The organism is Serratia sp. (in: enterobacteria), assembly GCF_052400455.1.
GTDB classification, from domain to species: Bacteria; Pseudomonadota; Gammaproteobacteria; order Enterobacterales; family Enterobacteriaceae; genus Serratia; species Serratia ureilytica.
In genome coordinates, this window is the sequence record NZ_CP185812.1 from 2,612,457 (window position 1) to 2,633,126 (window position 20,670).

22 protein-coding genes are annotated in these 20,670 nt (G+C 61.3%); 16 read left to right on the forward strand and 6 right to left on the reverse strand.

The window, feature by feature from the left end:
- The first annotated feature begins 152 nt into the window (after nucleotides 1-152).
- From ACORQT_RS12635 to ACORQT_RS12675, 9 genes are all read left to right on the forward strand, one after another.
- Entirely contained in the window at nucleotides 153-1,103 is a 951-nt protein-coding gene (locus ACORQT_RS12635; protein ID WP_164057195.1) for a branched-chain amino acid ABC transporter permease, read from the forward strand.
- Nucleotides 1,104-1,113: 10 nt separating this feature from the next.
- Nucleotides 1,114-2,226 (forward strand): ABC transporter permease subunit, encoded by a 1,113-nt coding sequence (locus ACORQT_RS12640; protein WP_033643184.1) that lies wholly within the window; start codon nucleotides 1,114-1,116, stop codon nucleotides 2,224-2,226.
- Entirely contained in the window at nucleotides 2,223-2,993 is a 771-nt protein-coding gene (locus ACORQT_RS12645) for an ABC transporter ATP-binding protein (RefSeq protein WP_033643185.1), read from the forward strand. The genes ACORQT_RS12640 and ACORQT_RS12645 overlap by 4 nt, the downstream gene beginning before the upstream one ends.
- Nucleotides 2,986-3,699 carry an ABC transporter ATP-binding protein gene (locus tag ACORQT_RS12650; RefSeq protein ID WP_042784608.1) on the forward strand — a complete coding sequence of 238 codons (714 nt, stop codon included), beginning with the start codon at nucleotides 2,986-2,988 and terminating at the stop codon, nucleotides 3,697-3,699. The genes ACORQT_RS12645 and ACORQT_RS12650 overlap by 8 nt, the downstream gene beginning before the upstream one ends.
- Nucleotides 3,700-3,775: 76 nt before the next feature.
- Nucleotides 3,776-4,885: a branched-chain amino acid ABC transporter substrate-binding protein gene (locus tag ACORQT_RS12655; RefSeq protein ID WP_373275640.1), complete on the forward strand. Its 1,110-nt coding sequence runs from the start codon at nucleotides 3,776-3,778 to the stop codon at nucleotides 4,883-4,885.
- Nucleotides 4,886-4,903: 18 nt separating this feature from the next.
- Nucleotides 4,904-5,395: an L-2-amino-thiazoline-4-carboxylic acid hydrolase gene (locus tag ACORQT_RS12660; protein ID WP_033643188.1), complete on the forward strand. Its 492-nt coding sequence runs from the start codon at nucleotides 4,904-4,906 to the stop codon at nucleotides 5,393-5,395.
- A complete protein-coding gene (locus tag ACORQT_RS12665; protein ID WP_164057197.1) occupies nucleotides 5,392-6,618 on the forward strand; it encodes a Zn-dependent hydrolase in 1,227 nt (408 codons plus the stop codon). Before ACORQT_RS12660 ends, ACORQT_RS12665 begins: the two co-directional genes overlap by 4 nt.
- 82 nt (nucleotides 6,619-6,700) lie before the next feature.
- A complete protein-coding gene (locus tag ACORQT_RS12670; RefSeq protein ID WP_004938187.1) occupies nucleotides 6,701-7,048 on the forward strand; it encodes an ArsR/SmtB family transcription factor in 348 nt (115 codons plus the stop codon).
- Between the two features lie 3 nt (nucleotides 7,049-7,051).
- Nucleotides 7,052-7,585, forward strand: coding sequence for an SRPBCC family protein (locus ACORQT_RS12675; protein ID WP_016927616.1), 534 nt, complete (start codon nucleotides 7,052-7,054; stop codon nucleotides 7,583-7,585).
- On the opposite strand, the gene ACORQT_RS12680 is transcribed toward ACORQT_RS12675, so the two are convergent.
- Nucleotides 7,586-8,614, reverse strand: a complete 1,029-nt coding sequence (locus ACORQT_RS12680; RefSeq protein ID WP_033643191.1) for a transporter — start codon at nucleotides 8,612-8,614, stop codon at nucleotides 7,586-7,588.
- A 256-nt stretch (nucleotides 8,615-8,870) separates the two neighbouring features.
- Between ACORQT_RS12680 and ACORQT_RS12685 the strand changes: the two genes are divergently transcribed.
- Entirely contained in the window at nucleotides 8,871-9,623 is a 753-nt protein-coding gene (locus tag ACORQT_RS12685) for a hypothetical protein (protein WP_033643192.1), read from the forward strand.
- A gap of 68 nt (nucleotides 9,624-9,691) precedes the next feature.
- On the opposite strand, the gene ACORQT_RS12690 is transcribed toward ACORQT_RS12685, so the two are convergent.
- A complete protein-coding gene (locus ACORQT_RS12690; protein WP_411911941.1) occupies nucleotides 9,692-11,092 on the reverse strand; it encodes an SH3 domain-containing C40 family peptidase in 1,401 nt (466 codons plus the stop codon).
- 268 nt (nucleotides 11,093-11,360) lie between these two features.
- Here ACORQT_RS12690 and nudI point away from each other — a divergent pair, with 268 nt between their 5' ends.
- From nudI to ACORQT_RS12705, 3 genes are all read left to right on the forward strand, one after another.
- Nucleotides 11,361-11,786 (forward strand): nucleoside triphosphatase NudI, encoded by a 426-nt coding sequence (gene nudI, locus ACORQT_RS12695; protein ID WP_033650314.1) that lies wholly within the window; start codon nucleotides 11,361-11,363, stop codon nucleotides 11,784-11,786.
- A gap of 93 nt (nucleotides 11,787-11,879) precedes the next feature.
- The gene (gene pbpG / locus ACORQT_RS12700) at nucleotides 11,880-12,716 is read left to right on the forward strand and encodes a D-alanyl-D-alanine endopeptidase (RefSeq protein WP_164057199.1); all 837 of its coding nucleotides are present in this window, start codon (nucleotides 11,880-11,882) and stop codon (nucleotides 12,714-12,716) included.
- A 139-nt stretch (nucleotides 12,717-12,855) separates the two neighbouring features.
- Nucleotides 12,856-13,842 (forward strand): MsnO8 family LLM class oxidoreductase, encoded by a 987-nt coding sequence (locus tag ACORQT_RS12705; protein WP_164057200.1) that lies wholly within the window; start codon nucleotides 12,856-12,858, stop codon nucleotides 13,840-13,842.
- Here the strand turns inward: ACORQT_RS12705 and ACORQT_RS12710 are convergent.
- Complete coding sequence (locus ACORQT_RS12710; protein ID WP_164057201.1) at nucleotides 13,839-15,143, reverse strand: aminotransferase class I/II-fold pyridoxal phosphate-dependent enzyme; 1,305 nt, start codon at nucleotides 15,141-15,143, stop codon at nucleotides 13,839-13,841. The genes ACORQT_RS12705 and ACORQT_RS12710 overlap by 4 nt on opposite strands.
- A gap of 66 nt (nucleotides 15,144-15,209) precedes the next feature.
- On the opposite strand from ACORQT_RS12710, the gene ACORQT_RS12715 reads away from it, so the two are divergent.
- Genes ACORQT_RS12715 through pdxY form a run of 3 tightly spaced genes read left to right on the forward strand, consistent with a single transcriptional unit; the run spans nucleotide 15,210 to nucleotide 17,023 of the window.
- Nucleotides 15,210-15,464 (forward strand): hypothetical protein, encoded by a 255-nt coding sequence (locus ACORQT_RS12715; protein ID WP_164057202.1) that lies wholly within the window; start codon nucleotides 15,210-15,212, stop codon nucleotides 15,462-15,464.
- Nucleotides 15,461-16,177 (forward strand): glutamine amidotransferase, encoded by a 717-nt coding sequence (locus ACORQT_RS12720; protein ID WP_164057203.1) that lies wholly within the window; start codon nucleotides 15,461-15,463, stop codon nucleotides 16,175-16,177. Before ACORQT_RS12715 ends, ACORQT_RS12720 begins: the two co-directional genes overlap by 4 nt.
- Nucleotides 16,178-16,180: 3 nt before the next feature.
- Complete coding sequence (gene pdxY / locus ACORQT_RS12725; protein WP_089191814.1) at nucleotides 16,181-17,023, forward strand: pyridoxal kinase; 843 nt, start codon at nucleotides 16,181-16,183, stop codon at nucleotides 17,021-17,023.
- Nucleotides 17,024-17,068: 45 nt separating this feature from the next.
- Here the strand turns inward: pdxY and ACORQT_RS12730 are convergent, their stop codons facing one another.
- From ACORQT_RS12730 to ACORQT_RS12740, 3 genes are all read right to left on the reverse strand, one after another.
- On the reverse strand, nucleotides 17,069-17,782 hold the full coding sequence (locus tag ACORQT_RS12730; RefSeq protein ID WP_033643201.1) for a flagellar brake protein: 714 nt from the start codon (nucleotides 17,780-17,782) through the stop codon (nucleotides 17,069-17,071).
- Nucleotides 17,783-17,857: 75 nt separating this feature from the next.
- Complete coding sequence (locus ACORQT_RS12735) at nucleotides 17,858-18,640, reverse strand: N-formylglutamate amidohydrolase (RefSeq protein ID WP_042784616.1); 783 nt, start codon at nucleotides 18,638-18,640, stop codon at nucleotides 17,858-17,860.
- A gap of 101 nt (nucleotides 18,641-18,741) precedes the next feature.
- Nucleotides 18,742-20,463, reverse strand: a complete 1,722-nt coding sequence (locus tag ACORQT_RS12740) for a lysophospholipid acyltransferase family protein (protein WP_033643203.1) — start codon at nucleotides 20,461-20,463, stop codon at nucleotides 18,742-18,744.
- Between the last annotated feature and the right edge of the window lie 207 nt (nucleotides 20,464-20,670).

A 20,670-nucleotide genomic window follows, 5' to 3' on the forward strand; every position in this document is an offset into this window, starting at 1 on the left:
AAATCGACACTGAAGGAATGGATTCAATATACATAAAAATCAACGCATTAAAATCACTCGTTTTTTGTATAAGAAAGTATTTTTCCGTATTTTACAATTTTTTTAAATTCTCTACTGTGACCCTCCTGACTCATTATCTCCGGACTCTCTCTATGGATACGCTGGTACAGCAAACCGTCAACGGTTTGATGCTCGGCAGCATCTATGCGCTGATCGCGCTCGGTTACACCATGGTGTACGGCATCCTGCGCATCATCAATTTCGCGCACGGCGACGTGCTGATGGTCGGTGCGCTGAGCGCGTTGTCGGCGATAAGCGTGTTGCAACACCACTTTCCCGCGTTACCACCGTACGCCACGCTGCTGCTGGCGGCCCTGTTCGCCATGGCGGTCTGTGCGATCACCTCGATGGCGATCGAGCGTCTCGCCTACCGCCGGTTGCGCAATGCACCGCGCCTGGCCCCGCTGATCAGCGGTATCGGCGTCTCGCTGCTGCTGCAAACCCTGGCGATGCTGATCTGGTCACGCAATCCCCTGATGTTTCCTCAGCTGCTGCCAATGACCCCCATCGCCCTGACCGTAGGCAGCGGCGGGCATGCGCCGGCGGTGATCACCGGCACGGCGATCGTCACGCTGGCGGTGGCCGTCGCGGTCATGGCCGGCTTATGGCTGCTGGTCGAACACAGCCGTTTCGGCCGCGCCATGCGCGCCACGGCGGAAAACCCGCAGGTCGCCGGCCTGATGGGCATCAGTCCTGACCGCATCATCGTTCTGACCTTCGCGCTCGGCGGCGCGCTGGCGGCGGTGGCCGGCATCATGATGGCCAGCAACTACGGCAACGCCGGTTTCTCGATGGGCTTTCTGCCGGGCATCAAGGCGTTTACCGCCGCCGTGCTTGGCGGCATCGGCAACCTGCGCGGCGCGATGCTCGGCGGATTGCTGCTGGGCCTGTTCGAATCGCTGGGCACCGGCTATCTCGGCGAGCTGACCGGCGGCGTGTTCGGCAGCAACTACCAGGACGTGTTCGCGTTTCTGGTGCTGATCGCCGTGCTGGTCTTCCGCCCCTCCGGGCTCTTGGGCGAACGCATCGCCACGCGCGCATAAGGACATCACCATGACCGTTTTGACTCCTCCCGTTCCTCTGGCCACGCCGCGCCGCGCCAGGCTGGGGCTGACGCTGTTCATTCTCGCGCTGCTGCTGGCGCCCTGGGTGGCGGGCGCCGCCGGGGGCAACTACTGGGTGCGGGTCGTCGATTTCGCCCTGCTGTACCTGATGCTGGCGCTCGGGCTGAACATCGTGGTGGGCATGACCGGGTTGCTGGACATGGGCTTTATCGCCTTTTACGCCGTCGGCGCCTATTTGGCCGCGCTGCTGTCGTCACCGCATCTGACACAGCAATTCCCGCTGCTGCTGCAGTGGTTCCCCGACGGGCTGCACCTGTCGATGCTGGGTCTGATCCCGCTGGCGGCGCTGCTGGCGGCGGCGTGCGGCATCCTGCTCGGCGCGCCGACGCTGCGGCTGCGCGGCGATTATCTGGCGATCGTCACGCTCGGTTTCGGCGAAATCGTGCGCATTCTGATGCGCAATCTCGACCGCCCGGTCAACCTCACCAACGGCCCCAAAGGCATTTCCGGCATCGATCCGGTCAGCCTGTTCGGCCTGAAGTTTTCCGGCATGCATGAGTGGTTCGGCGTACGTTTTTCCGGCCTGTACCTGTATTACTACCTGTTCGCCGCCCTGCTGCTGGCGATCCTCTTCATCAGCCTGCGGCTGCAGAACTCGCGCATCGGCCGCGCGTGGACGGCGATCCGCGAAGACGAGGACGCCGCGCGGGCGATGGGCATCAACACCCGCAACTTCAAGCTGCTGGCCTTCGCCATCGGCGCCACCTTCGGCGGCGTGGCCGGCGCGCTGTTCGCCGCGTTTCAGGGCTTCGTGTCGCCGGAATCGTTCACCCTGCAGGAATCGATCGCCGTACTGGCGATGGTGGTGCTCGGCGGCATGGGGCACATCCCCGGCGTGATCCTGGGCGCGCTGCTGCTGGCTGCCCTGCCGGAGCTGCTGCGCAGCAGCATGGGGCCGCTGCAGCAGGCGCTATTCGGCCAGGTGCTGATCGACCCGGAAATCATCCGCCAACTGTTTTACGGCCTGGCGCTGATCCTGGTGATGCTGTATCGCCCGGCGGGCCTGTGGCCGGCCCGCCACGCACGGGGGAACGCCGCATGACGCCGCTGCTCGCTTTACACCATATCAGCAAACGCTTCGGCGGCCTGACGGCGGTGGATGACGTCAGCATGAGCATCCGCCAGGGGGAAATCTACGGCCTGATTGGGCCGAACGGCGCCGGTAAGACCACCTGCTTCAACCTGATCACCGGCCTGTATCGCGCCGACGCGGGCGAGTTCCGCCTGGCGGGCCAGCGCTATAAGCCCCAGGCGATCGACAAAGTGGCGCAGGCCGGCATTGCCCGCACCTTCCAAAACCTGCGGTTGTTCAATGAAATGAGCGTGCTGGAAAACGTGATGGTCGGCTGCCACGTGCGCACCCGCAACGGCCTGTGGGCGGCGATCGCCCGGCACCGTCGCGCCAGGGAGGAGGAACAGGCGGTGCGCGATAAATCTCATGCGCTGCTGGAGTACGTCGGCATCAGCCAATTCGCCCATTACCGCGCCGGCGATCTCGCCTACGGCCATCAGCGGCGGCTGGAGATCGCCCGCGCGCTGGCGACCGAGCCCCGGTTGCTGGCGCTGGACGAACCGGCAGCCGGCATGAACGCCGGAGAAAAAGTGGCGCTGCGCGAACTGCTGCTGCGCATCCGCGACAGCGGCAAAACGCTGCTGCTGATCGAACATGACGTCAAGCTGGTGATGGGCCTGTGCGATCGGCTGACGGTGCTGGATTACGGCAAAGCGATCGCCGAAGGCGAACCGGCGCAGGTGCGGCGCGAACCGGCGGTCATTCAAGCCTATCTGGGAGGCGGCGCGCATGTCTGAAGCCCTGCTGAGCGTTAAACGACTCAAAGTGTCTTATGGCGGCATTCATGCGGTCAAAGGCATCGATTTCATGGTGAACGCCGGCGAACAGGTGACGCTGATCGGCGCCAATGGCGCGGGCAAAACCTCGAGCCTGCGGGCGCTGACCGGCCTGCAGCCGTTTGAGGGCGACATCCTGTTCGACGGCCGTTCGATTCGCGGCATGCCGCCGCACCGCTTGCTGCAGCAAGGGCTGGTGATGGTGCCGGAGGGACGCGGCATTTTCACCCGCCTGACGGTGCGAGAAAACCTGCAGCTGGGTGCCTATGCGCGGCGTGACGCATCGGCGGTGCGGCAAGATTTTGAACGCGTGTGCGCCACCTTCCCACGGCTGAGCGAGCGCCTGCATCAACCGGCCGGGCTGCTTTCCGGCGGTGAACAACAGATGGTGGCGATGGGCCGCGCGCTGCTCAGCCGCCCGCGGCTGCTGATATTGGACGAACCGTCGATGGGGCTGGCGCCGATTGTGGTGGAGGCCATTTTCTCGGTCATCAAGCAGTTAGCCCGTGACGGCGTCACGCTGCTGTTGGTCGAGCAGAACGCCCGCCTGGCGCTGGCGTCCACCGATCGCGCCTACGTATTGGACAGCGGCAGCCTGAGCCACAGCGGCCGCTCCGCCGACATGCTGGACGATGAAAAAATCAAACGGATCTATTTGGGTGAATAACCGTTGTTACTTTTAACCGCACCAGGAGTATGACATGCAGCAGAACATTCGCATCAAGCCGTTGGCGCTGGCCGCCATGACAATGATCCTGAGCCTCCCGGCGCTGGCGGACGACACCGTATTGATCGGTCTTGCCGGGCCGCTGACCGGCCCTTCCGCGCGCATCGGCAAAGATCTCGAAAACGGCGCACGGCTGGCGATCGCCGACGCTAACGCACAGAAACCGACGCTGAACGGCAAACCGGTCACCTTCAAGCTGGTGTCCGAGGACGATCAGTCCGACCCGCGCACCGCCGTGGCCGTGGCGCAGCGTTTGGTCGACGAAGGCGTCGCCGGCGTGGTCGGCCACTGGAACACCGGCACCAGCATCCCGGCGGCGCGCATCTATCACGACGCCGGCATCGCTCAGGTGGCGCCGGTGGCGACCGGTCACGGCTACACGCAGCAAGGTTTTGACACCAGCTTTCGCGTGATGGGCCACGACGACGACGGCGGCAACTACGCCGGGCAATATGCGGTGAAGACGCTGAAAGCCAAGCGCATCGCAGTGATAGACGATCGCACCGCTTTCGGCCAGGGACTGGCGGACGAGTTTATCAAATCGCTGCAGGCCGAGGGCGTGCAGCCGGTCACCCGTGAGTATGTGGATGACAAGACCGTTGATTTCAGCGCCGTACTGACCACCGTCCGCAGTAAAAACGCCGATCTGATCTTCTTCGGCGGCGTGGATTCGCAGGCGGCGCCGCTGGCGCGCAAACTGAAACAGCTGGGCATGAACGCGCAGCTGATGGGCGCCGGCGGCTTCGTCAGCCAAACCTTCCTGACGCTGGCGCAGCGGGAAGGCGAAGGCGTCGTCGCGCTGGAGCCGGGGCTACCGCTGGAACAGATGCCGGGCGGCAAGGCGTTTGAACAAGCCTACCGCGATCGTTATCACACCCACATCGAACTGCATGCGCCCTTCGCCTACGACGCCACCCGGATGCTGATCGCCGCCATTGAGCAAGCCGATTCGGCCAATCCGGCCGATTATCTGCCGAAACTGCGCGCCATACATTACCAGGGCGTCACCGGCGACATCGCCTTCGATGCGCAAGGCAACCTGCAACAGCCGAGCTTCACCCTGTACCGGGTGGTTGACGGCAAATGGCAGCCGCAAACCGTGTTGGGCGGCGCCAAGTCACAATAAATCAAGAGGAGCAAGGCGATGAGCTGTGCAAAAAACGAATTGGGCATTTTGGCCCGCAGAAAGATCGAGGCGGAGATCATCAAGCCGATCTACCAGATTCTGGTGCGTGAAATCGGCAAGGCGCGCGCTCAGGCGGTGATCGGCGAAGCCATCGAGAATGCCGCCATCGAGGCGGGCAAACAGTTCGCCGCCCAGGAACCGAACGGTGCGGATCTGCGCAGCTTCGCCGCCTTGCAGTACCTGTGGGAAAAAGACGATGCGCTGCGCGTCGAGGTGATCAATCAGGACGCGCAGCACTTCGACTATAACGTCACCCGCTGCCGCTACGCCGAGATGTATCACGAGATGGGGCTGGGGGAGATCGGCCACCTGCTCTCCTGCGCTCGCGACAGTCAGTTTATCGTTGGCTATGCCCCTGACGTCGACCTGCAGCGCAGCCAGACCATCATGTCCGGCGCCCCCTGCTGCGATTTCCGCTACACCGCTAAAACGCCGGGAGAAGATCAATGACGTATCGAGTCAACGGCGAGCGCCTGTGGCAAAGCCTGCAGACGATGGCGCAGTTCGGCGCCATCGCCGATAACGGCGTCACCCGGCTGGCGCTGAGTGAAGAAGATCGGCAAGCGCGCGAGCAACTGCGCGCCTGGGCGCAGGAGGCGGGTTGCAGCGTACGCGTCGACAAAATGGGCAACATGTTCCTGCGGCGTGAAGGCGCTCGCCCCGAGCTGGCGCCGGTCGTCACCGGCTCGCACGGTGATTCGCAGCCCCGCGGCGGCCGTTTCGACGGCATCTACGGCGTGCTGGCCGGATTAGAGGTTATTCGTACCCTTAACGATCGGCAGATCGTCACCGAACGCGCGATCGAAGTGATCAACTGGACCAACGAAGAAGGCGCGCGCTTCGCGCCGGCGATGATCGCCTCGGGCGTGTTCGCCGGGGTATTCGACCTGGAATACGGCCTGACGCGCCGCGACGAGCACGGCGTCAGCCTCGGCGACGCGCTGGAGCGCATCGGCTACGCCGGCGAGTACCCGGTGGGCGACACGCCGATCCATGCCGCCTTCGAGTTGCACATCGAACAGGGGCCGATTTTGGAAGCGGAGCATCTCGACATCGGCGTAGTCACCGCCGCACAAGGGCAGCGCTGGTATGAACTGGAGGTCGTCGGCTTCAGCGCCCATGCCGGCACCACGCCGATGGATCGGCGCCGCGACGCCCTGCTCGGCTTAGCGGCGCTGGTCACGGCGGTCAACCGCATCGGTTGGGATTTCGCGCCCGACGCGCGCGCCACGGTGGGCATGGCGCAAATCACCCCCAATTCGCGCAACGTGGTGCCGGGGCGCGTCTTTTTCAGCGTCGAATTCCGCCATCCGCAGGAGGCTATTCTGGTGCAGATGGAGCAGCGCCTACTGGCGGCGGTAAACGAGGTCAACGGCGGCGGCCTGGCCGCCCGGGCCGAGCGCATCTTCCAGTATCCCCCGATCGCCTTCGATCCGGGGTGTATTGGCAGCGTGCGTCACGCCGCGCAGGCATTGGGCTATCGCCATCGCGACATGATTTCCGGCGCCGGCCACGACGCCTGTTACCTTAACCGCGTCGCCCCGACCGCCATGATTTTCATTCCCTGCGTGGACGGCATCAGCCACAACGAGCGGGAAGATATCACTCCCGCCTGGGCCGCCGCCGGCGCCGACGTGTTGCTCAACGCCCTGCTGGCGCACGCCGACGCCTGATCCTCGCCCCGGTTTGGCGCCGGGGCAAAAAATATTCAACAAAACGGTTGAATATTAGCCCGCCTGATCTATATTCAACCATATGGTTGAATTATCTTCCTCACAGCTGGACGCCATTTTTCATGCGCTGGCCGACCCGACCCGCCGCTCGATGTTACGCGCGCTGGCCGGCGGTGAACGCAGTATCGGCGAACTGGCCGCGCCGTTGCAGATGTCGTTCGCCGGCGCCTCCAAGCACGTGAAAGCACTGGAACATGCGGGCCTGGTGCAACGCACCGTGCAAGGAAGAAACCATATCTGCCGGCTCGAACCCGAGCCTATGGCGCAGGCCATGCACTGGCTGCAAACCTATGAACATTTCTGGACTGAACGGCTGGATGCGCTCGAACAGGCGCTGCTGCAGCCCGAACAGCTTCCTCCCAAGGAGTGAACCATGAATGATTACGGCATGATTATCGAACCCGGCACGCTGCGCATCCAGCGGCTGCTGCCCGGCCCCATCGAGCGGGTGTGGGCTTACCTGACCGAATCCGACAAGCGCGCCACCTGGCTGGCGGCAGGCGCCATGAAGTTGGAAAACGGCGCGCCGCTGGAGCTGGAGTTTCGCAACTCCGATCTGGCGGGCGAGCACGAGCAACCGCCGGCCAAGTACAAACAGCACGGCGGCTGCGTCAGCAACCGCGGCCACATCACCTGCCTGTTCCCGCCGCGCCTATTGAGCTTTACCTGGGCCGAACAGGATCAGGGGCGCCCTTCCGAAGTGACCTTCGAGTTGACGGAACAGGGAAACGCGGTGCTGCTGACGGTCACCCACCGGCGCCTGGCTAACCGCGACGAGATGCTCAGCGTCGCCGGCGGCTGGCATACCCATCTGGATATTCTGCTGGATCGCCTGCACGATCGGGCGCCGCAGCCGTTCTGGAGCACCCATGCCCGGCTGGAAGAAGAGTACCGCGCCCGCCTGTAATTACGACTCGTCCCTGCGCCTGAACGCCAGATAACCGGCGATCAGCGTGAAACTGCCGACCAGCAACACCAGCAGGATAAAACCATGGTGATTGCTGGCCAGCGGTATGCCTCCGACGTTCATGCCGAAAAAACCGGCGACGATGTTGATCGGCAACGCCAGCACGGTGATCACCGTCAGGGTGTAAAGCGTGCGGTTATTCTGCTCCATCAGTTTGGCGCCCAGCTCTTCCTGCAGCAGCCGAATGCGTTCGGTCAGGCTGGCGAGATCGTTCAACACTACGGTGAACTCTTCGGTAAACTGCCGCAGATCCTGTACCACCTCACGGCTCAGCCAGCTCGGCGGCCGGTTCAACAGGCGAAACAGCGCGGCCGGCTCCGGCGCCAACAGGCGCTGAAAGCGCAATAGCATGCGGCGCATGCGCCCCAGCTCGGCGCGGTTGCGTTTAACGCGGCTCGTCAGCAGACGATCCTCGATGGTATCGACATACTGATTGGCCTGCCGCACCACCTGCTCCAGCACATCCTCCTGCTCTTCCAGCAGGTGCGCCAGTAGCTCGGTGGACGACGCCAGCTGCAGCGCCGTCAGGCGGCCCAGCAACCGCTCGATCAATCGCACCGGTTTATGACGCACGGTCACCACCAGCCCACGGCGGCAATACAGCCACAGCGTCGCCGTTTCCGGGTTGTTGTCTTCAGGGTGAAAGATCACATCGTTGAGCACGGCGAACAGATCGTCGCCCTGCCGCTCGATGCGCGTAGTGTGGGAACCGTGACGAATTTCGTGAAAGAAAAAATCGGAAATGGCGAAATGGTTTTTCAGCCACTTCTCCGCCGCCGCGTGGTTGAGATTGAGGTGCAGCCAGATAAAACCGTCGCCGGGCGACAACGTTTGGTAAGCCAGGCAAACCTGCTGCGAGTTCAGGCGCGCCGGCGGCTCGCCGGAGCGAAACGCATGGCCGTAGATCAGCCCGGTCACTTCATCATCAAAATCCAGCTTGTGCATCTTTTCCGCTGCCCTTTGCACCATAAAGCCTTATCCTGCCTATTGCCGTTAGCCCAGATCGTCCACGCTGTTATAACAATCTTTATCGCTCGGCGTTAATGATTTTCAACGCTCTTGCTCATTAATATTTCCGTCATAAAAACGTCATTTCATTTTAAAAAGTTTTCATCCCTTGCCCGTTCAGCAACCGCACAATGGCTAAATGAATATAGCGGCTGATACCCTCCATCATGCAAGACACATTCATTTAAGGAACACGCTCAATAAGGAGATAACGACAATGAACAAGTTTATTACGGGCGGATGGAGCCAGTCTCTGGCTGGCCAACCGCATAAAGCGTTCGATGTCATGATGTACGGCATGGTAACCAACCTTGATGGCTTAACCACAGGCACCTCAGCCCAGCCAGGATGGAGCCCGGAAAAACAAAACAAACCCGATACGCTTCCCGGCTTTAACGGAAAGACGCTATGGGTTTACGGCGGCGGCGGATGCTCCCCGCAGCAAAAGCCGGCCAATGAGGATGAAGTGTTGAGGATCGTCGCGGCCACGGTCGATCGGGGCTGGGATGGCGTCGATTTTGATGACGAATGCAATATGAACACCGAACGGGTCATCGAAGCCATGAAACGGCTAAAGGAGGCCGGGAAAGAGACCAGCTTTGGTTTTATTGCCGGTTATTCTTACAACCACCCCAATACGGAAAATGGCAACAAGCTCAACGAGAAAGTCAGAAAAATCATTCAATCAGACCAATGCGACCGCTTTATCCATTACTGTTATGCGGCAGCGATGTGGAGCAATGACGATATTCTCGCTAATGTGATCCCGGCATTAAAACAATCGTTGGCGAACGGGGCCGAAAATAAAAAATGCATTCTGGCCCTGACGACCAAAGGATTGACCGACTGGAATTTAAATTACTTTATCGATCAGGTTTTGGACTTTAACCTTGGCGGATTATTTATTTGGAATTACGCTAACCTGACGGATGAGCACGATAAAATTATCCAGCGCCGGCTAGGCAATTAGCGCAGTTCGATTTGTCGCCGCACAACAAGCGGCCGCATTCGCGGTCGCTTTATCAGCTAAAGAAAGGGCTATTCAATAAATCCCAGTTTAAACTGCGCCTTGCCCGCCAGCGACATCAGGCTCGCATCTTCAGGATAGGTCGCCAGCAGCGGGAAAAATACTGCGCCGCCGATAATGCTGCGGCGCTTTGAATCTGCCGGGCGCAGCCCCCAGATATTCTGGTACGTCATCGGCACAACCTGGCCGTCAATGAGCGCATTACCGATATACAGCATGATATGGCCCGGAATGTAAACCAGCGTGGTGAAGGGTTTGCCGTGATCTTTGAGATAGCGCAGCCGTTCACTGGTGTTCGCTTGAGCAAGATCAACCACGCGGGTGGCCGCCTGTATCTGCGCGGCGGAATTTCTGGGAAGAAAGAGGCCAAAAGGCATCAACAGACTGCGCAGTTCGGCGGAGCAGTCATTATTGAAGTTATAGTTCCCCCAGCCATAAGGCCTGCCGCTCATTGACCGCATCAGTACGGCAAGATGTTCGGGCGTCATTTTCCACGGCATGGCGGCAAATTCCCCCTTCTTGACAACGACCCGGCGCATCTGTGCGCGGCCATCCTCTCGGCGTACCGGCACGGCGACCACAAAAAGGCCCTGTCGGTGACGGTAAAATGGCAGAATCGTGCCGTGGCGCGCCGTAAAATAAAACTGGCCGCCCGTTTGCACCGAAACCGGCTGTTTAATGAATGCCCCCAGATTTTTCCCCGCCAGCGCCAGCCATTCGGAGACAAACCGCTGATCCGCCGCCGCGATGTCTTCGCTATGCACCCAACCGATCACCGTAGGCGACATGACGTATTTCCAGCGTTTATCGCGGCTTTGCGTAATAACGTATACCGGAGTGCCGGGGCGGATAGACGAATCCTGCAAATTATCAAAGGGATAACCTTGTCCAGCCAGGCGAGGGTCGTCATAAGCCGGATCGTCCGTCGGCAGGATCCTGACCAGCGTCTCCCTGACCGCAATGCCTCGGGCCGAAGAATGATAAACCTGGCTAATGTCCGTAGAAGCGTTATCTCTGACTTGCTGTTTCCAGCGGTCGGTGTGAGTCCTGAAGTTTTCCCCCCAGGAGACACTTCCACGGCCAAGGTGTTTATCCATTGCGGCATCACGGTGGCTTTCCGCTTCGCGGTTCAGGACGGCAGCGATGTAATGCGGATTCCAGGGGGATTCATCGTTCGGCTCCATGCCAAAATAGTGAGATTTAAGAGCGGAAAAATGACGTTGCTGCGTGGCGGCATCCATCACGGGCACCCGCCGCTGCGGACCGGGCGGCAACCATTTATCGACAGACTGCGAATAGTTCCCCAGCGGGAACAGCGATTTGGTGGCATCGATAGGGGCTGTCGCCGTGGCGTCTTGAGGGGGCTGGCTGACCGGCGCGCTGTGGCAGGCCGACAGCAGCAGAAGAGTCATCAGGCACAGCGGTTTTATTCCATTAGTAGGCATACGTTATCAACTCCATGATAGGTTAAAATCCCTGCTTTATCCTGACGCGAAATTATTCGAATTGATACTTAATAACATCTGCGATTGATTTCCCGTTGAAGAAAACAAAGCCGGAGGCAACCCCATGACAGACGCCGACCGGATTTCCCGCCGCCGCACAGAATGCGATCGACCTTCCCGCCCTGCGCCGCCAAATCTGCTATCCTGCGGCTTTGCTTTCTGACAGGAGTCCTCCATGCGCCAACGCATCATTGTCTGCCCGCTGATTGAAAACGATAACGCCTTCCTGCTGTGCAAAATGGCCGCGCACAAGGGCGTATTTCCCGGCCAGTGGGCGCTGTCCGGCGGCGGCGTCGAGCCGGGTGAGCAGATAGAGCAAGCGCTGCGGCGCGAAGTGCGCGAAGAGCTGGGCCCCGCGCTGATCCTCGACAGCATCACGCCCTGGACCTTCCGCGACGATGTGCGCATCAAAACCTACGCCGACGGCAGCCGGGAACAAATCTACATGATTTACCTGATTTTCGACTGCCACGCCGCCAACCGCGACGTGACGATCAACGATGAATTCGACGACTACGCCTGGGTGCCGCGCGAACGCCTGGCGGACTACGATCTGAACGAAGCCACCCGCTTCACGCTGCGGCAAAAGGGATTGCTGTAACAGTTTGAGCGATTATCACCCTATTTCCTTCACATTTGCCGGGCAGACTCTTTTGATATTTTTTAATCACTTAGGGTCACTATTGCCGTCGCTATGCTTTTATTTCTCCCTGTTCTCCGTCTGTCCGTCCGGCGCTTCGGCGCCGCCGCCCTGTTCAGCCTGCTGTTCGTTTTGGCACCCGCCCATGCCGCCGCGCCGCCATTGGTGTTGAATGCCAAATCGGTGCTGGTCGTCAATCAGCGTACCGGAAAAACGCTCTATCAGAAGCAACCGAACCGCGTGCTGCCGATCGCGTCTCTGTCCAAGCTGATGACCGCCATGGTCGCCCTGGACAGCAAACGCCCCATGAGCAGTCAACTCAAAGTCACCGCCGCCGATCGCGATCTGCTGAAAAAAACCCATTCGCGGCTGACCATCGGCTCGGTGCTCAGCCGCCGCGACATGCTGCACATCGCCCTGATGTCTTCGGAAAACCGCGCCGCCGCGGCGCTGAGCCGCAGTTATCCCGGCGGGCGCAAGGCCTTCGTGGCGAAAATGAATCAGAAAGCGCGCGCCATCGGCATGAAACGCGCCCGTTTCTACGATCCGACCGGGCTAACGCCGCGCAACGTAGCCACCGCCAACGATCTGCTGAAAATGGTCAATCACGCCTATCGCTATCCATTGATTCGCCGCTTCAGCACCGACAAGCAGCAGATCGTGCGTCCTGGCCGCGGCCAGCTGGTCTATCGCAGTTCCAACGGTCTGATCAACAACCCGGCCTGGAAGATCCAGCTGCAGAAAACCGGCTTTACCGACGAGGCCGGTCACTGCCTGGTGATGCGCACCACCATCAAAGGGCAGCCTGTGGTGATGATCTTGCTTGGCGCGCAGCCGCGCTACGGCCACTACCGTGACGCCATTCGTCTGAAGGCCTGGCTGGAGCGGTAAAATCGCGGCGCTTTACCGTTCTGCGCATATCCAAATCCGTTTTGGATCAATGGAATATCCTATCGCCAATCAGTATTAAGCCGCGCGCCGCCCGCATGGTATTTGTCAGGCATATCTGATGATGAAAGGAGCGGGAAAAATGGCTTATGCCTTGAGCATATTGGAAAAAAGTCCGATCGCCGACGGAGAAAGCGCCGCGCAGGCGCTGGCGCGCACGCTGCAGCTGGCGCAACGGGCGGAACGCTGGGGGTATCGGCGTTTCTGGCTGGCCGAGCACCACAACACGCCGCAGCTCGCCTGCCCGTCGCCGGAAGTGCTGATCGGCTACCTGCTCGGCCAGACGACGCGCATTCGCATCGGCTCCGGCGGCGTGATGCTGCAGCACTACAGCGCCTACAAGGTGGCCGAAAACTTCAACCTGCTGGCGGCGCTGGCGCCGGGACGCGTCGATCTCGGGGTGGGCAAAGCGCCCGGCGGGCTGCCGCTCGCAACCCAGGCGCTGCAGGCCGCCCACGATCGGCAACGCAAGCCGGACTTTCCTCAGCAGCTGTCGCAGTTGACCGCCTATCTGAACGACGACGCCGAGCCCGGCCTGAGCGCCACACCGCTGCCGCCGCAGGGCGCACAGCGTTTTCTGCTCGGTGCCAGTAAAGAAAGCGCAACGCTGGCGGCCGAGTCCGGCTGGGCCTTCGTGTTCGCCGCCCATTTGAACGGTAATCCGCAGGATATCCGCGACGCGCTGGAGCACTACGCCGCACACAGCAGCGGCCGCAAGGCGCTGCTGGCGGTGGCGGCGATCGTGGCCCCCAGCGAGGAACAGGCCGCGGCATTGGCGGCCGACATTCGGCAATACCGCGTGCACGTTGCCGGTGAGCAGAGTGTGACCGTCGGCAGCCTGGCGCAGGCGGAGAGTTTCGTGCAGCAGGCCGGCGCCACCGACTACCGCATCGAGCCGCGGGAAAGCCATATTCTGCTCGGCACCGCGCAGCAGGTGCATCAGCAACTGGCGCAGCTGCAGCAACAGTACGGCGTGGAAGAGTTCATCATCGACACGCCGATCGCCGAACCGGCCGCCCGGTTAGCCTCGCTGCAGTTACTGGCGGAGGAGAGTTTGACGCCGGCTTAGTTGATCGCCGCCGCCGTCCGCATGGCTTCGGACAGATCCTGCGCCAGCGGCGCCAACTGCGACGGCGTGACGTTCGCCAGGCTGACGCGGAGCGCCGGACCGCACTTCAGGCGAAAAGGTTCACCGCCCTGCACCAGCCATCCCCGCTGCGCCATCAGTTGCGCGGCGGCGGTTTCCGAGCGCACCGGCACCCACAGATGCAGCCCTTCACCTACCGCCAGCGCCGTGTGATTCAACGCATTGAGCCGCTGGACCAGCTCATCCCGTCTGGCCTGATACGCCTGTTGCGCCCGCTGCAATTGCCCTTCCTGCAAGGCTTGTTCCCACAGTCTGGCGGCGATCTGCTGCAAGATATGGCTGACCCAGCGTTCGCTGATGTACTGATCGGCGCGCATCGCCTGCAGCAAGGTCGGGCTGCCGCAGGCCAACGCGATGCGCAGATCCGGGCTGAGAAACTTGCTGAGCGACAGCACGTACAGGCCGCGATCGCCGTCGAACGGCAGATGCAGCGGCTGTTGCGACAACGGCCCCCAGAAATCGTCGACGATCGCCAGACACTGCGGATGGCCGCGCAGAAAACCTCGCCACTGCTGCGCACGTTGCGCTGAAAGCGAAGCGCCGGTCGGATTATGGGCGCGCGGCGTCAGGATCACCGCGTCAGCCGCGCCACTCTCCGGCAGCCGACAGCCCTGTTCATCCACCGCCAGCGGCAGCGGGCGCAGGCGCAGGTGACGCAGCAGCGTCAATAGCGGCGGCCAGCAGGGATCTTCCACCCACACCGCCGCCCCAGGCTGCGCATGGCAGCGCAGCGCCTTTTCCATCGCGTCCAACGCGCCGGAAAACACCGCCGGTTCCCCCAGGGCCACGCCCTGGCGCCCGAGCCACTCACACCCGAGACCGGTCAATACCGGCAGGTCGCCGCTGATGTCATAGCCGTTTTGCTGCGGGAACACCTCCGCCGCGCCAAGCCTCAGCACCGGCAGCAAAGCGGCATCCAGGTTGCCGCTGGCCAGATCGCACATCCCCGCCGGCACCTGGCGCGGCGCATAGGCCGCACTCACCGCCGCCAGCGGCCGCTCCAGCACCACCGTGCCTGCCCGCCCGCGCGTCGCCACCAGGCCGGCATCGCGCAATCTGGCGTATGCGCTGGCCACGGTATTCGGATTGACCTCCAGCTCCGCCGCCAGCTGGCGTACCGGCGGCAACAGTTCGCCCGGCCGCAGCGCGCCGTTTTTGATGCGTGCGGCGATCTGCTCGGCAATCTGGACAGCGCCGCCGCCTTTTGCATACAATGAATTCATACATAAATCCTTTTGTACTAGTTCAAATAAGATTAGCAGCTTCTGCGGCCAAAAGTAAGGGGTTCCATGGATAAACATTACGTGCTCGACATTCAGTATGCAGGAAAAGCCTTTGCCCGCCTGCAGCTGTTCACCCCGTGGGCAGCCGATCAGCTGGAGCAGGCCTGCGCGCTGTTCCCGGCCGCACAGGGTTATCAGGTGCAGCTCAGCCAGGTCAGCGAACGCCGCATCGTCTACCAGAGCGACGCGCAGGGCATCACGGTGCTGGGCGAGTCGCTGGCGCTGATCCCCTTCACTCACGCTAGCGAGGTTAAACAATGAAAAAAGCCGTCGCCATTCGGCACGTCAACTTTGAAAACCTGGGCATCCTCGGTTCCCTGCTGTCACTGCGCGGCTATCAGATCGATTATTACGATGCCGGCCGCGATGATATTCGTGCTATCAATAATGAAGAGACCGATCTGTTGGTGGTGCTCGGCGGGCCGATCAGCGCCGCTCAGCACTTTTCCGGCGAGCAGCGGTATGATTTTCTCGACCATGAATTCGCGCTGGTCAAACAGCGCCTGGCGCAGCGGCGGCCGACCCTCGGGGTTTGCCTCGGCGCGCAAGTGATCGCCCAGGCGCTGGGCGCTGAGGTTATTTCGCTCGGCGTGAAAGAGATAGGCTTCGCCCCGCTGACCACGCCGCCGGCGGAAGAGGAGTCGGTGCTGGCGCCGCTGGCCGACACGCCGGTGCTGCACTGGCACGGGGATATGTTCATGATCCCGGACGGCGCCCGCTGCCTGGCCGGCACGGCGGTATGCCCGCATCAGGCTTTCGACTATCAGGGGTTCGCGCTCGGCCTGCAGTTCCATTTGGAGGCGGATTATCGCGATATCGAACGCTGGCTGATTGGCCATGCCTGCGAGCTGGAACTGGCCGGCATCGCGCCCCAGCCCCTGCGCGACCAGGCCGCGCGCCACGGCGCGCAGCTGGAACAGCGCGCGCGGCAGGTGTTCGCGCGCTGGCTGGATAACAACGAACCAAGGAAGTAACTCATGCAACAGGCTTCACCTTTGCGGTCACCGTCTATCGACGTGATCAGCATTCAATCTCAGGTGGTCTACGGCAGCGTCGGCAACGGCATCGCCTACCGCGCTCTGCTGAAAAAGGGACTGGAGGCGCTGCAGGTGCCCAGCGTGCTGTTCGGCTGCCCGCCCTATTACGGCAAACCGCACGGCGGCGTCATCTCCGGCGATTGGTTCGGCGGTTTTCTCGACGACCTGATCGCCCGCGGCGTCATGAAGCGCGCACGGGCGGTGATCGTTGGCTACCTGGGCGACGTGATGCAGTGCCATATTCTGGCCAACTGGCTGCAGCGGGTGCGCTCGCTCAATCCGCAGATAAAAATCTATATCGATCCGGTGATGGGCGATTACGGTGAAGGGATCTACGTGGATGAACGCATCGTCAACTGCTATCGCTCGCCGTTCCTGCGGCTGGCCAACGGCCTGACGCCGAACGGTTTCGAACTGGAGCAGCTGTGCGGCCGGCAACTGAGCAGCCGCGAGCAGACGCAACACGCCGCGCAGGCGCTGTTGAACGACACCACCGAATGGGTGTTGGTCACCAGCGCACCGGGCGTAGCGCAACACGAAGACGAAGTGGGATTGATGCTGGTCACCCGGCAGGAAACGCAGTGCTTTACTCATCCGAAGGTCAAATCGGCGGTCAAAGGCACCGGCGATCTGTTCACCGCGTTGCTGGTCAGCCATCTGCTGCAGGGCGCTGCGCTCGACGCGGCAGTGGTTGCCGCCGGCGATGAAGTGTGCGGCGTACTGGCCGAAGCGGCGCATTTCGGTTGGGAAGAGATCGGCAGCCTGCGGGCGCTTAAACCCTAAGGCCGCAGGCGAGTCAGAGGGGCAGCGCACTGCCCCTGATACCTATCAGCGTTTTTTCTTTTTGTTGAAATCCAGCTCGAAGGCGAACACCGCGCTCTGAATTTTGCGCTCCATCGCCAATCCGAGCTTAAGAAAGCGGCATGACAGGCGCGAGAAGTGCACCACCTGGTCGTTATCGTCGGTTTCCTGATCGTCGTTGACCACCACCAGCTCCATGTTGACCTTGAAGCTGCCGTAGCTGCCCAGATCCAGCTCCGCTTTCTTAAACTGCAAGCCTGGCTGGAAGAAATCCGGCAGCGGGCCGTCGAAGCGTAAACCGACGCCGCCGGCGGAGAGATCGTGGATCCGCAGCTCGTACGGCGTGCCGTCCGGGTATTCGCCGGTACAAAAGAATTGGCGCCAGTGCGGCGTAGTGATGCGGAATTGACGGCGACGCTGGATATAGACCAGCTCCTGCGGCAGCCGGGTCGAACAGGCCTGTACGCCCTGATGTTCGGTCAGCTCCGCCTGGGGGACGGAAAACTCGATTTTGGCATCGTTGCTTTCAATCACGATGGTGCAAGCGCCGTCGATGGCGCTCGAGGCTTCCTCACCGCTGAACACGATATTGTCCGGCCCGACGCTCAATAACAGACTTTGAAACCGGTGCTGCTGATTTTCTACGCGCAGCGGCGTGCGTTGTTTGCAAATTTCTCGCAGAATCGCCAGAACTTCAAAACGCTCCCGTTTGATAAACAGTCCGTTATCGCTGTGCTCCACACGTGTCTCCTGACTTTTTTCTAATGACGTCTTACGTATTCCTTACGGTTATCATCTCTGGGAATATTCCTAAAGTCAAATTTGCCAGCGTTGCCAGGCCTGCGGCAGCAGGCGCGCGAAACGTTTCGCCCATGCCTGTTGCCCGCGTTCGTCAGCGACCAAATCCTGGCGAATTTCGATGCCGACGTAAGGCAAACCGCGGCGCTCCGCGTGCACCGGCAACGTGTAATCGGTGGCGTCCGTCATCGCATAAGGTTCGTTAATACCCACCTGCAGATCCCCCTCTTCACGCAGCAGTTCAGCTAACAGCAGCGCAAATTCCGGGTAGCGGTTAAACAGCAGCCCCACCTGCCAGGGGCGCGATTGGCCCTTGAACACCGGCGTGAAGCTGTGCATGGCGATCACCGCCGTCGGCAGTTCGCGCAGTTGGCGTTGCCCCAGATGCTCGTCGATGGCGTGGTGATACGGCAAAAATACCTCGCGCTCACGCGCCAGCGCGTGTTCGGCGTCGATGCCGATATTGCCGGGGATGGGCGTCAGTTCAGACAAATGCGGGATCGAGCTGGCGATGCCGGGCGCCCGGTTGCAGTCGATCACCAACCGTGAGTAACGCTGATGAATCAGCGTGGCGTCCAGTTGGCGGCTCAGATGGCGCGATACGCCCAGCGCGCCGATATCCCAGCCGATGTGGCGCTCGATCTCCCCCGGCGGTAAGCCGAGATCCCCGAGGGATTGCGGTATCGCCTTGCCGGCGTGATCGCACAGCAGCAAAAATGGCGCTTTGCCGCGCGGGGTTTCAACGGCGGCGGCGGGCGGTTCATCGGCGGACAATAACGGCGGGATAAACGAATGAGGCATGAAAGGCTCCGGCGGTGGAAAGCAAAACGTTTATCGTAGCGCTATCCCGTCGCCGGCCCCAAGGTCGTGCTTAGATCAAAAAGGCATGAGTCAGACGCCGATCATGCCGTCTCGGCTTCCTGCGGCTGATGCACCGCAATATAACGTTGATAACGCGACGGCTTGAGCCGCGAGGTATCCACCAGCACCAGGCCGTCGATGCAGTTGTTGAAGGCCGGATCGGTGCCAAAGTCGATAAACTGCACCCCGCCCGGTTCGCACAGCTCGGTGTACTGTTTGTACAGCGTCGGGATCGAGCAGCCGATGTTGCTGAGCAGGCTCTTCAGCCGCACCAGATCTTCCTGGTAGTTATCCCCGGCAAACTGCGCCAGCACCTGCGGCAACGACGCCGGATAAGGACGACGCGACTGCGCGAAGGCGTGGTCCGGCGAGAAATAGAGTCGATAGAAGGCGATCAACAGATCCCGCGCCGCCAGCGGCATGCCGCCGGAAATGGATACCGGGCCGAACAGATAGCGGTACTGCGGGTATTTCGACAGATAGGCGCCGATGCCCAGCCACAAATAGTCCAGCCCGCGCTTGCCCCAATAGGCCGGCTGAATGAAGCTGCGCCCCAGTTCGATGCCCTGCGCCAGGATCGGTTCCATATCGCGGTCATAGTGGAACAGGCTGTTGCTGTAGATGCTCTCCAGGCCCTTACGCGCGATTTGTTCGGCGGTGGGGATAAAACGATAGGCGCCGACGATCTCCAGCTCCTCTTCATCCCACAGCACCAGGTGATAATAATCGTCGTCGTAGCTGTCCAGATCGCGGCGGCGGCCGGATCCTTCCCCCACCGCGCGGAAAGCGATCTCGCGCAGGCGCCCCAGCTCGCGCAGGATCGGCGTGCGCGCTTCATCGTGACGGCGATAGAGATAGATGGTTTTGCCGTCCGGCGTAACCCCCAGTCTTTCGCAGTTCGCCAGCGCCTTTTTCAGCTCCAGACGCTCTTCCGGCAACGCGATCGGCGATTCGCTGGCGAACAGCCCCGGTTTGCCCTGGCCCAGGCGATACACGTGGCGGCGAAAGCGCTCCGCCAGATCCTTGGCGCTGGTGTGGCCATCGTGCCAGTTGGCGAACGGCACGCGGCCGCCGATGCGGATCCTGATGCGCCCGCCCCGCTGCTGGAACATTTCACGCACCAGCAGCAGCGTCGACAGCGGACGGTAGACCAGCGACGTAAAGTAGAACAGGTTGCTGTTGCGCGCGCTGATATGAATCGGCACGATCGGCGCGCGCGCCTTGGCGGCCAGACGCAGAAAACCGGTATGCCAGTGGCCGTCGCGGATGCCTTTCGGGCTCATGCGCGACACTTCGCCGGCCGGGAACAGGATCAGCGCGCCCTGATTGTCCAGCTGCTGCTGCATGCCTTCTATCTGTTTGCGGCTGGTTTTATAAGCGACGTTATCCACCGGCACGAACAGGTTGCGCAGCGGTTCGATGTAGGTCAGCAGTTGGCTGGCCACCACTTTCACATCCGGACGCACCGCCGCGACGGCGCGCAACAGCACCAGTCCGTCGAGCGAGCCGATCGGGTGATTGGCCACGAGCACCACCGGCCCCTGGCTGGGGATGTTTTCCAGATCGCCGTCCACCAACTCGCAGCTGAGGTTAAAGTAGTCCACCACCTGCTCGATCAGATCGAGCCCTTTCAGGTGGGGATAGTCGGCGGCGAACTGTTTGAATTCTTTTTCGAAGAGAAGGGTTCTTAGCAGGCTGCGCTGCCAGGCAGGGGTATTGCGGTGTGGAAATGCATCTTGCAACAGAGAATCCAGGCTGAACATCGCGTTATCTCCTGACGTAGTCGCTGCAAACTTAAGCCAGAGCCATGACTCTGACATGTCAGTCACATGACAATAAAATGAATCCATCGACTATCAGGTATAGCAAAGTAATGGCGATTTGGGAGCGAAAGACGCATTTTCGCCCCCACTTCCCCTCACATCGGCGCCAGCAACGCTTCAATGCGGCGGTTCACCGCCTCACGCAAG

Excerpts from the sequence above, each read along its gene's own strand:
- ACORQT_RS12635 (WP_164057195.1), top strand. The coding sequence starts at position 153 with ATGGATACGCTGGTACAGCAAACCGTCAACGGTTTGATGCTCGGCAGC.
- ACORQT_RS12640 (WP_033643184.1), top strand. The coding sequence starts at position 1,114 with ATGACCGTTTTGACTCCTCCCGTTCCTCTGGCCACGCCGCGCCGCGCC.
- ACORQT_RS12645 (WP_033643185.1), top strand. The coding sequence starts at position 2,223 with ATGACGCCGCTGCTCGCTTTACACCATATCAGCAAACGCTTCGGCGGC.
- ACORQT_RS12650 (WP_042784608.1), top strand. The coding sequence starts at position 2,986 with ATGTCTGAAGCCCTGCTGAGCGTTAAACGACTCAAAGTGTCTTATGGC.
- ACORQT_RS12655 (WP_373275640.1), top strand. The coding sequence starts at position 3,776 with ATGACAATGATCCTGAGCCTCCCGGCGCTGGCGGACGACACCGTATTG.
- ACORQT_RS12660 (WP_033643188.1), top strand. The coding sequence starts at position 4,904 with ATGAGCTGTGCAAAAAACGAATTGGGCATTTTGGCCCGCAGAAAGATC.
- ACORQT_RS12665 (WP_164057197.1), top strand. The coding sequence starts at position 5,392 with ATGACGTATCGAGTCAACGGCGAGCGCCTGTGGCAAAGCCTGCAGACG.
- ACORQT_RS12670 (WP_004938187.1), top strand. The coding sequence starts at position 6,701 with ATGGTTGAATTATCTTCCTCACAGCTGGACGCCATTTTTCATGCGCTG.
- ACORQT_RS12675 (WP_016927616.1), top strand. The coding sequence starts at position 7,052 with ATGAATGATTACGGCATGATTATCGAACCCGGCACGCTGCGCATCCAG.
- ACORQT_RS12680 (WP_033643191.1), bottom strand. The coding sequence starts at position 8,614 with ATGGTGCAAAGGGCAGCGGAAAAGATGCACAAGCTGGATTTTGATGAT.
- ACORQT_RS12685 (WP_033643192.1), top strand. The coding sequence starts at position 8,871 with ATGAACAAGTTTATTACGGGCGGATGGAGCCAGTCTCTGGCTGGCCAA.
- ACORQT_RS12690 (WP_411911941.1), bottom strand. The coding sequence starts at position 11,092 with ATGACTCTTCTGCTGCTGTCGGCCTGCCACAGCGCGCCGGTCAGCCAG.
- nudI (WP_033650314.1), top strand. The coding sequence starts at position 11,361 with ATGCGCCAACGCATCATTGTCTGCCCGCTGATTGAAAACGATAACGCC.
- pbpG (WP_164057199.1), top strand. The coding sequence starts at position 11,880 with ATGCTTTTATTTCTCCCTGTTCTCCGTCTGTCCGTCCGGCGCTTCGGC.
- ACORQT_RS12705 (WP_164057200.1), top strand. The coding sequence starts at position 12,856 with ATGGCTTATGCCTTGAGCATATTGGAAAAAAGTCCGATCGCCGACGGA.
- ACORQT_RS12710 (WP_164057201.1), bottom strand. The coding sequence starts at position 15,143 with ATGAATTCATTGTATGCAAAAGGCGGCGGCGCTGTCCAGATTGCCGAG.
- ACORQT_RS12715 (WP_164057202.1), top strand. The coding sequence starts at position 15,210 with ATGGATAAACATTACGTGCTCGACATTCAGTATGCAGGAAAAGCCTTT.
- ACORQT_RS12720 (WP_164057203.1), top strand. The coding sequence starts at position 15,461 with ATGAAAAAAGCCGTCGCCATTCGGCACGTCAACTTTGAAAACCTGGGC.
- pdxY (WP_089191814.1), top strand. The coding sequence starts at position 16,181 with ATGCAACAGGCTTCACCTTTGCGGTCACCGTCTATCGACGTGATCAGC.
- ACORQT_RS12735 (WP_042784616.1), bottom strand. The coding sequence starts at position 18,640 with ATGCCTCATTCGTTTATCCCGCCGTTATTGTCCGCCGATGAACCGCCC.
- ACORQT_RS12740 (WP_033643203.1), bottom strand. The coding sequence starts at position 20,463 with ATGTTCAGCCTGGATTCTCTGTTGCAAGATGCATTTCCACACCGCAAT.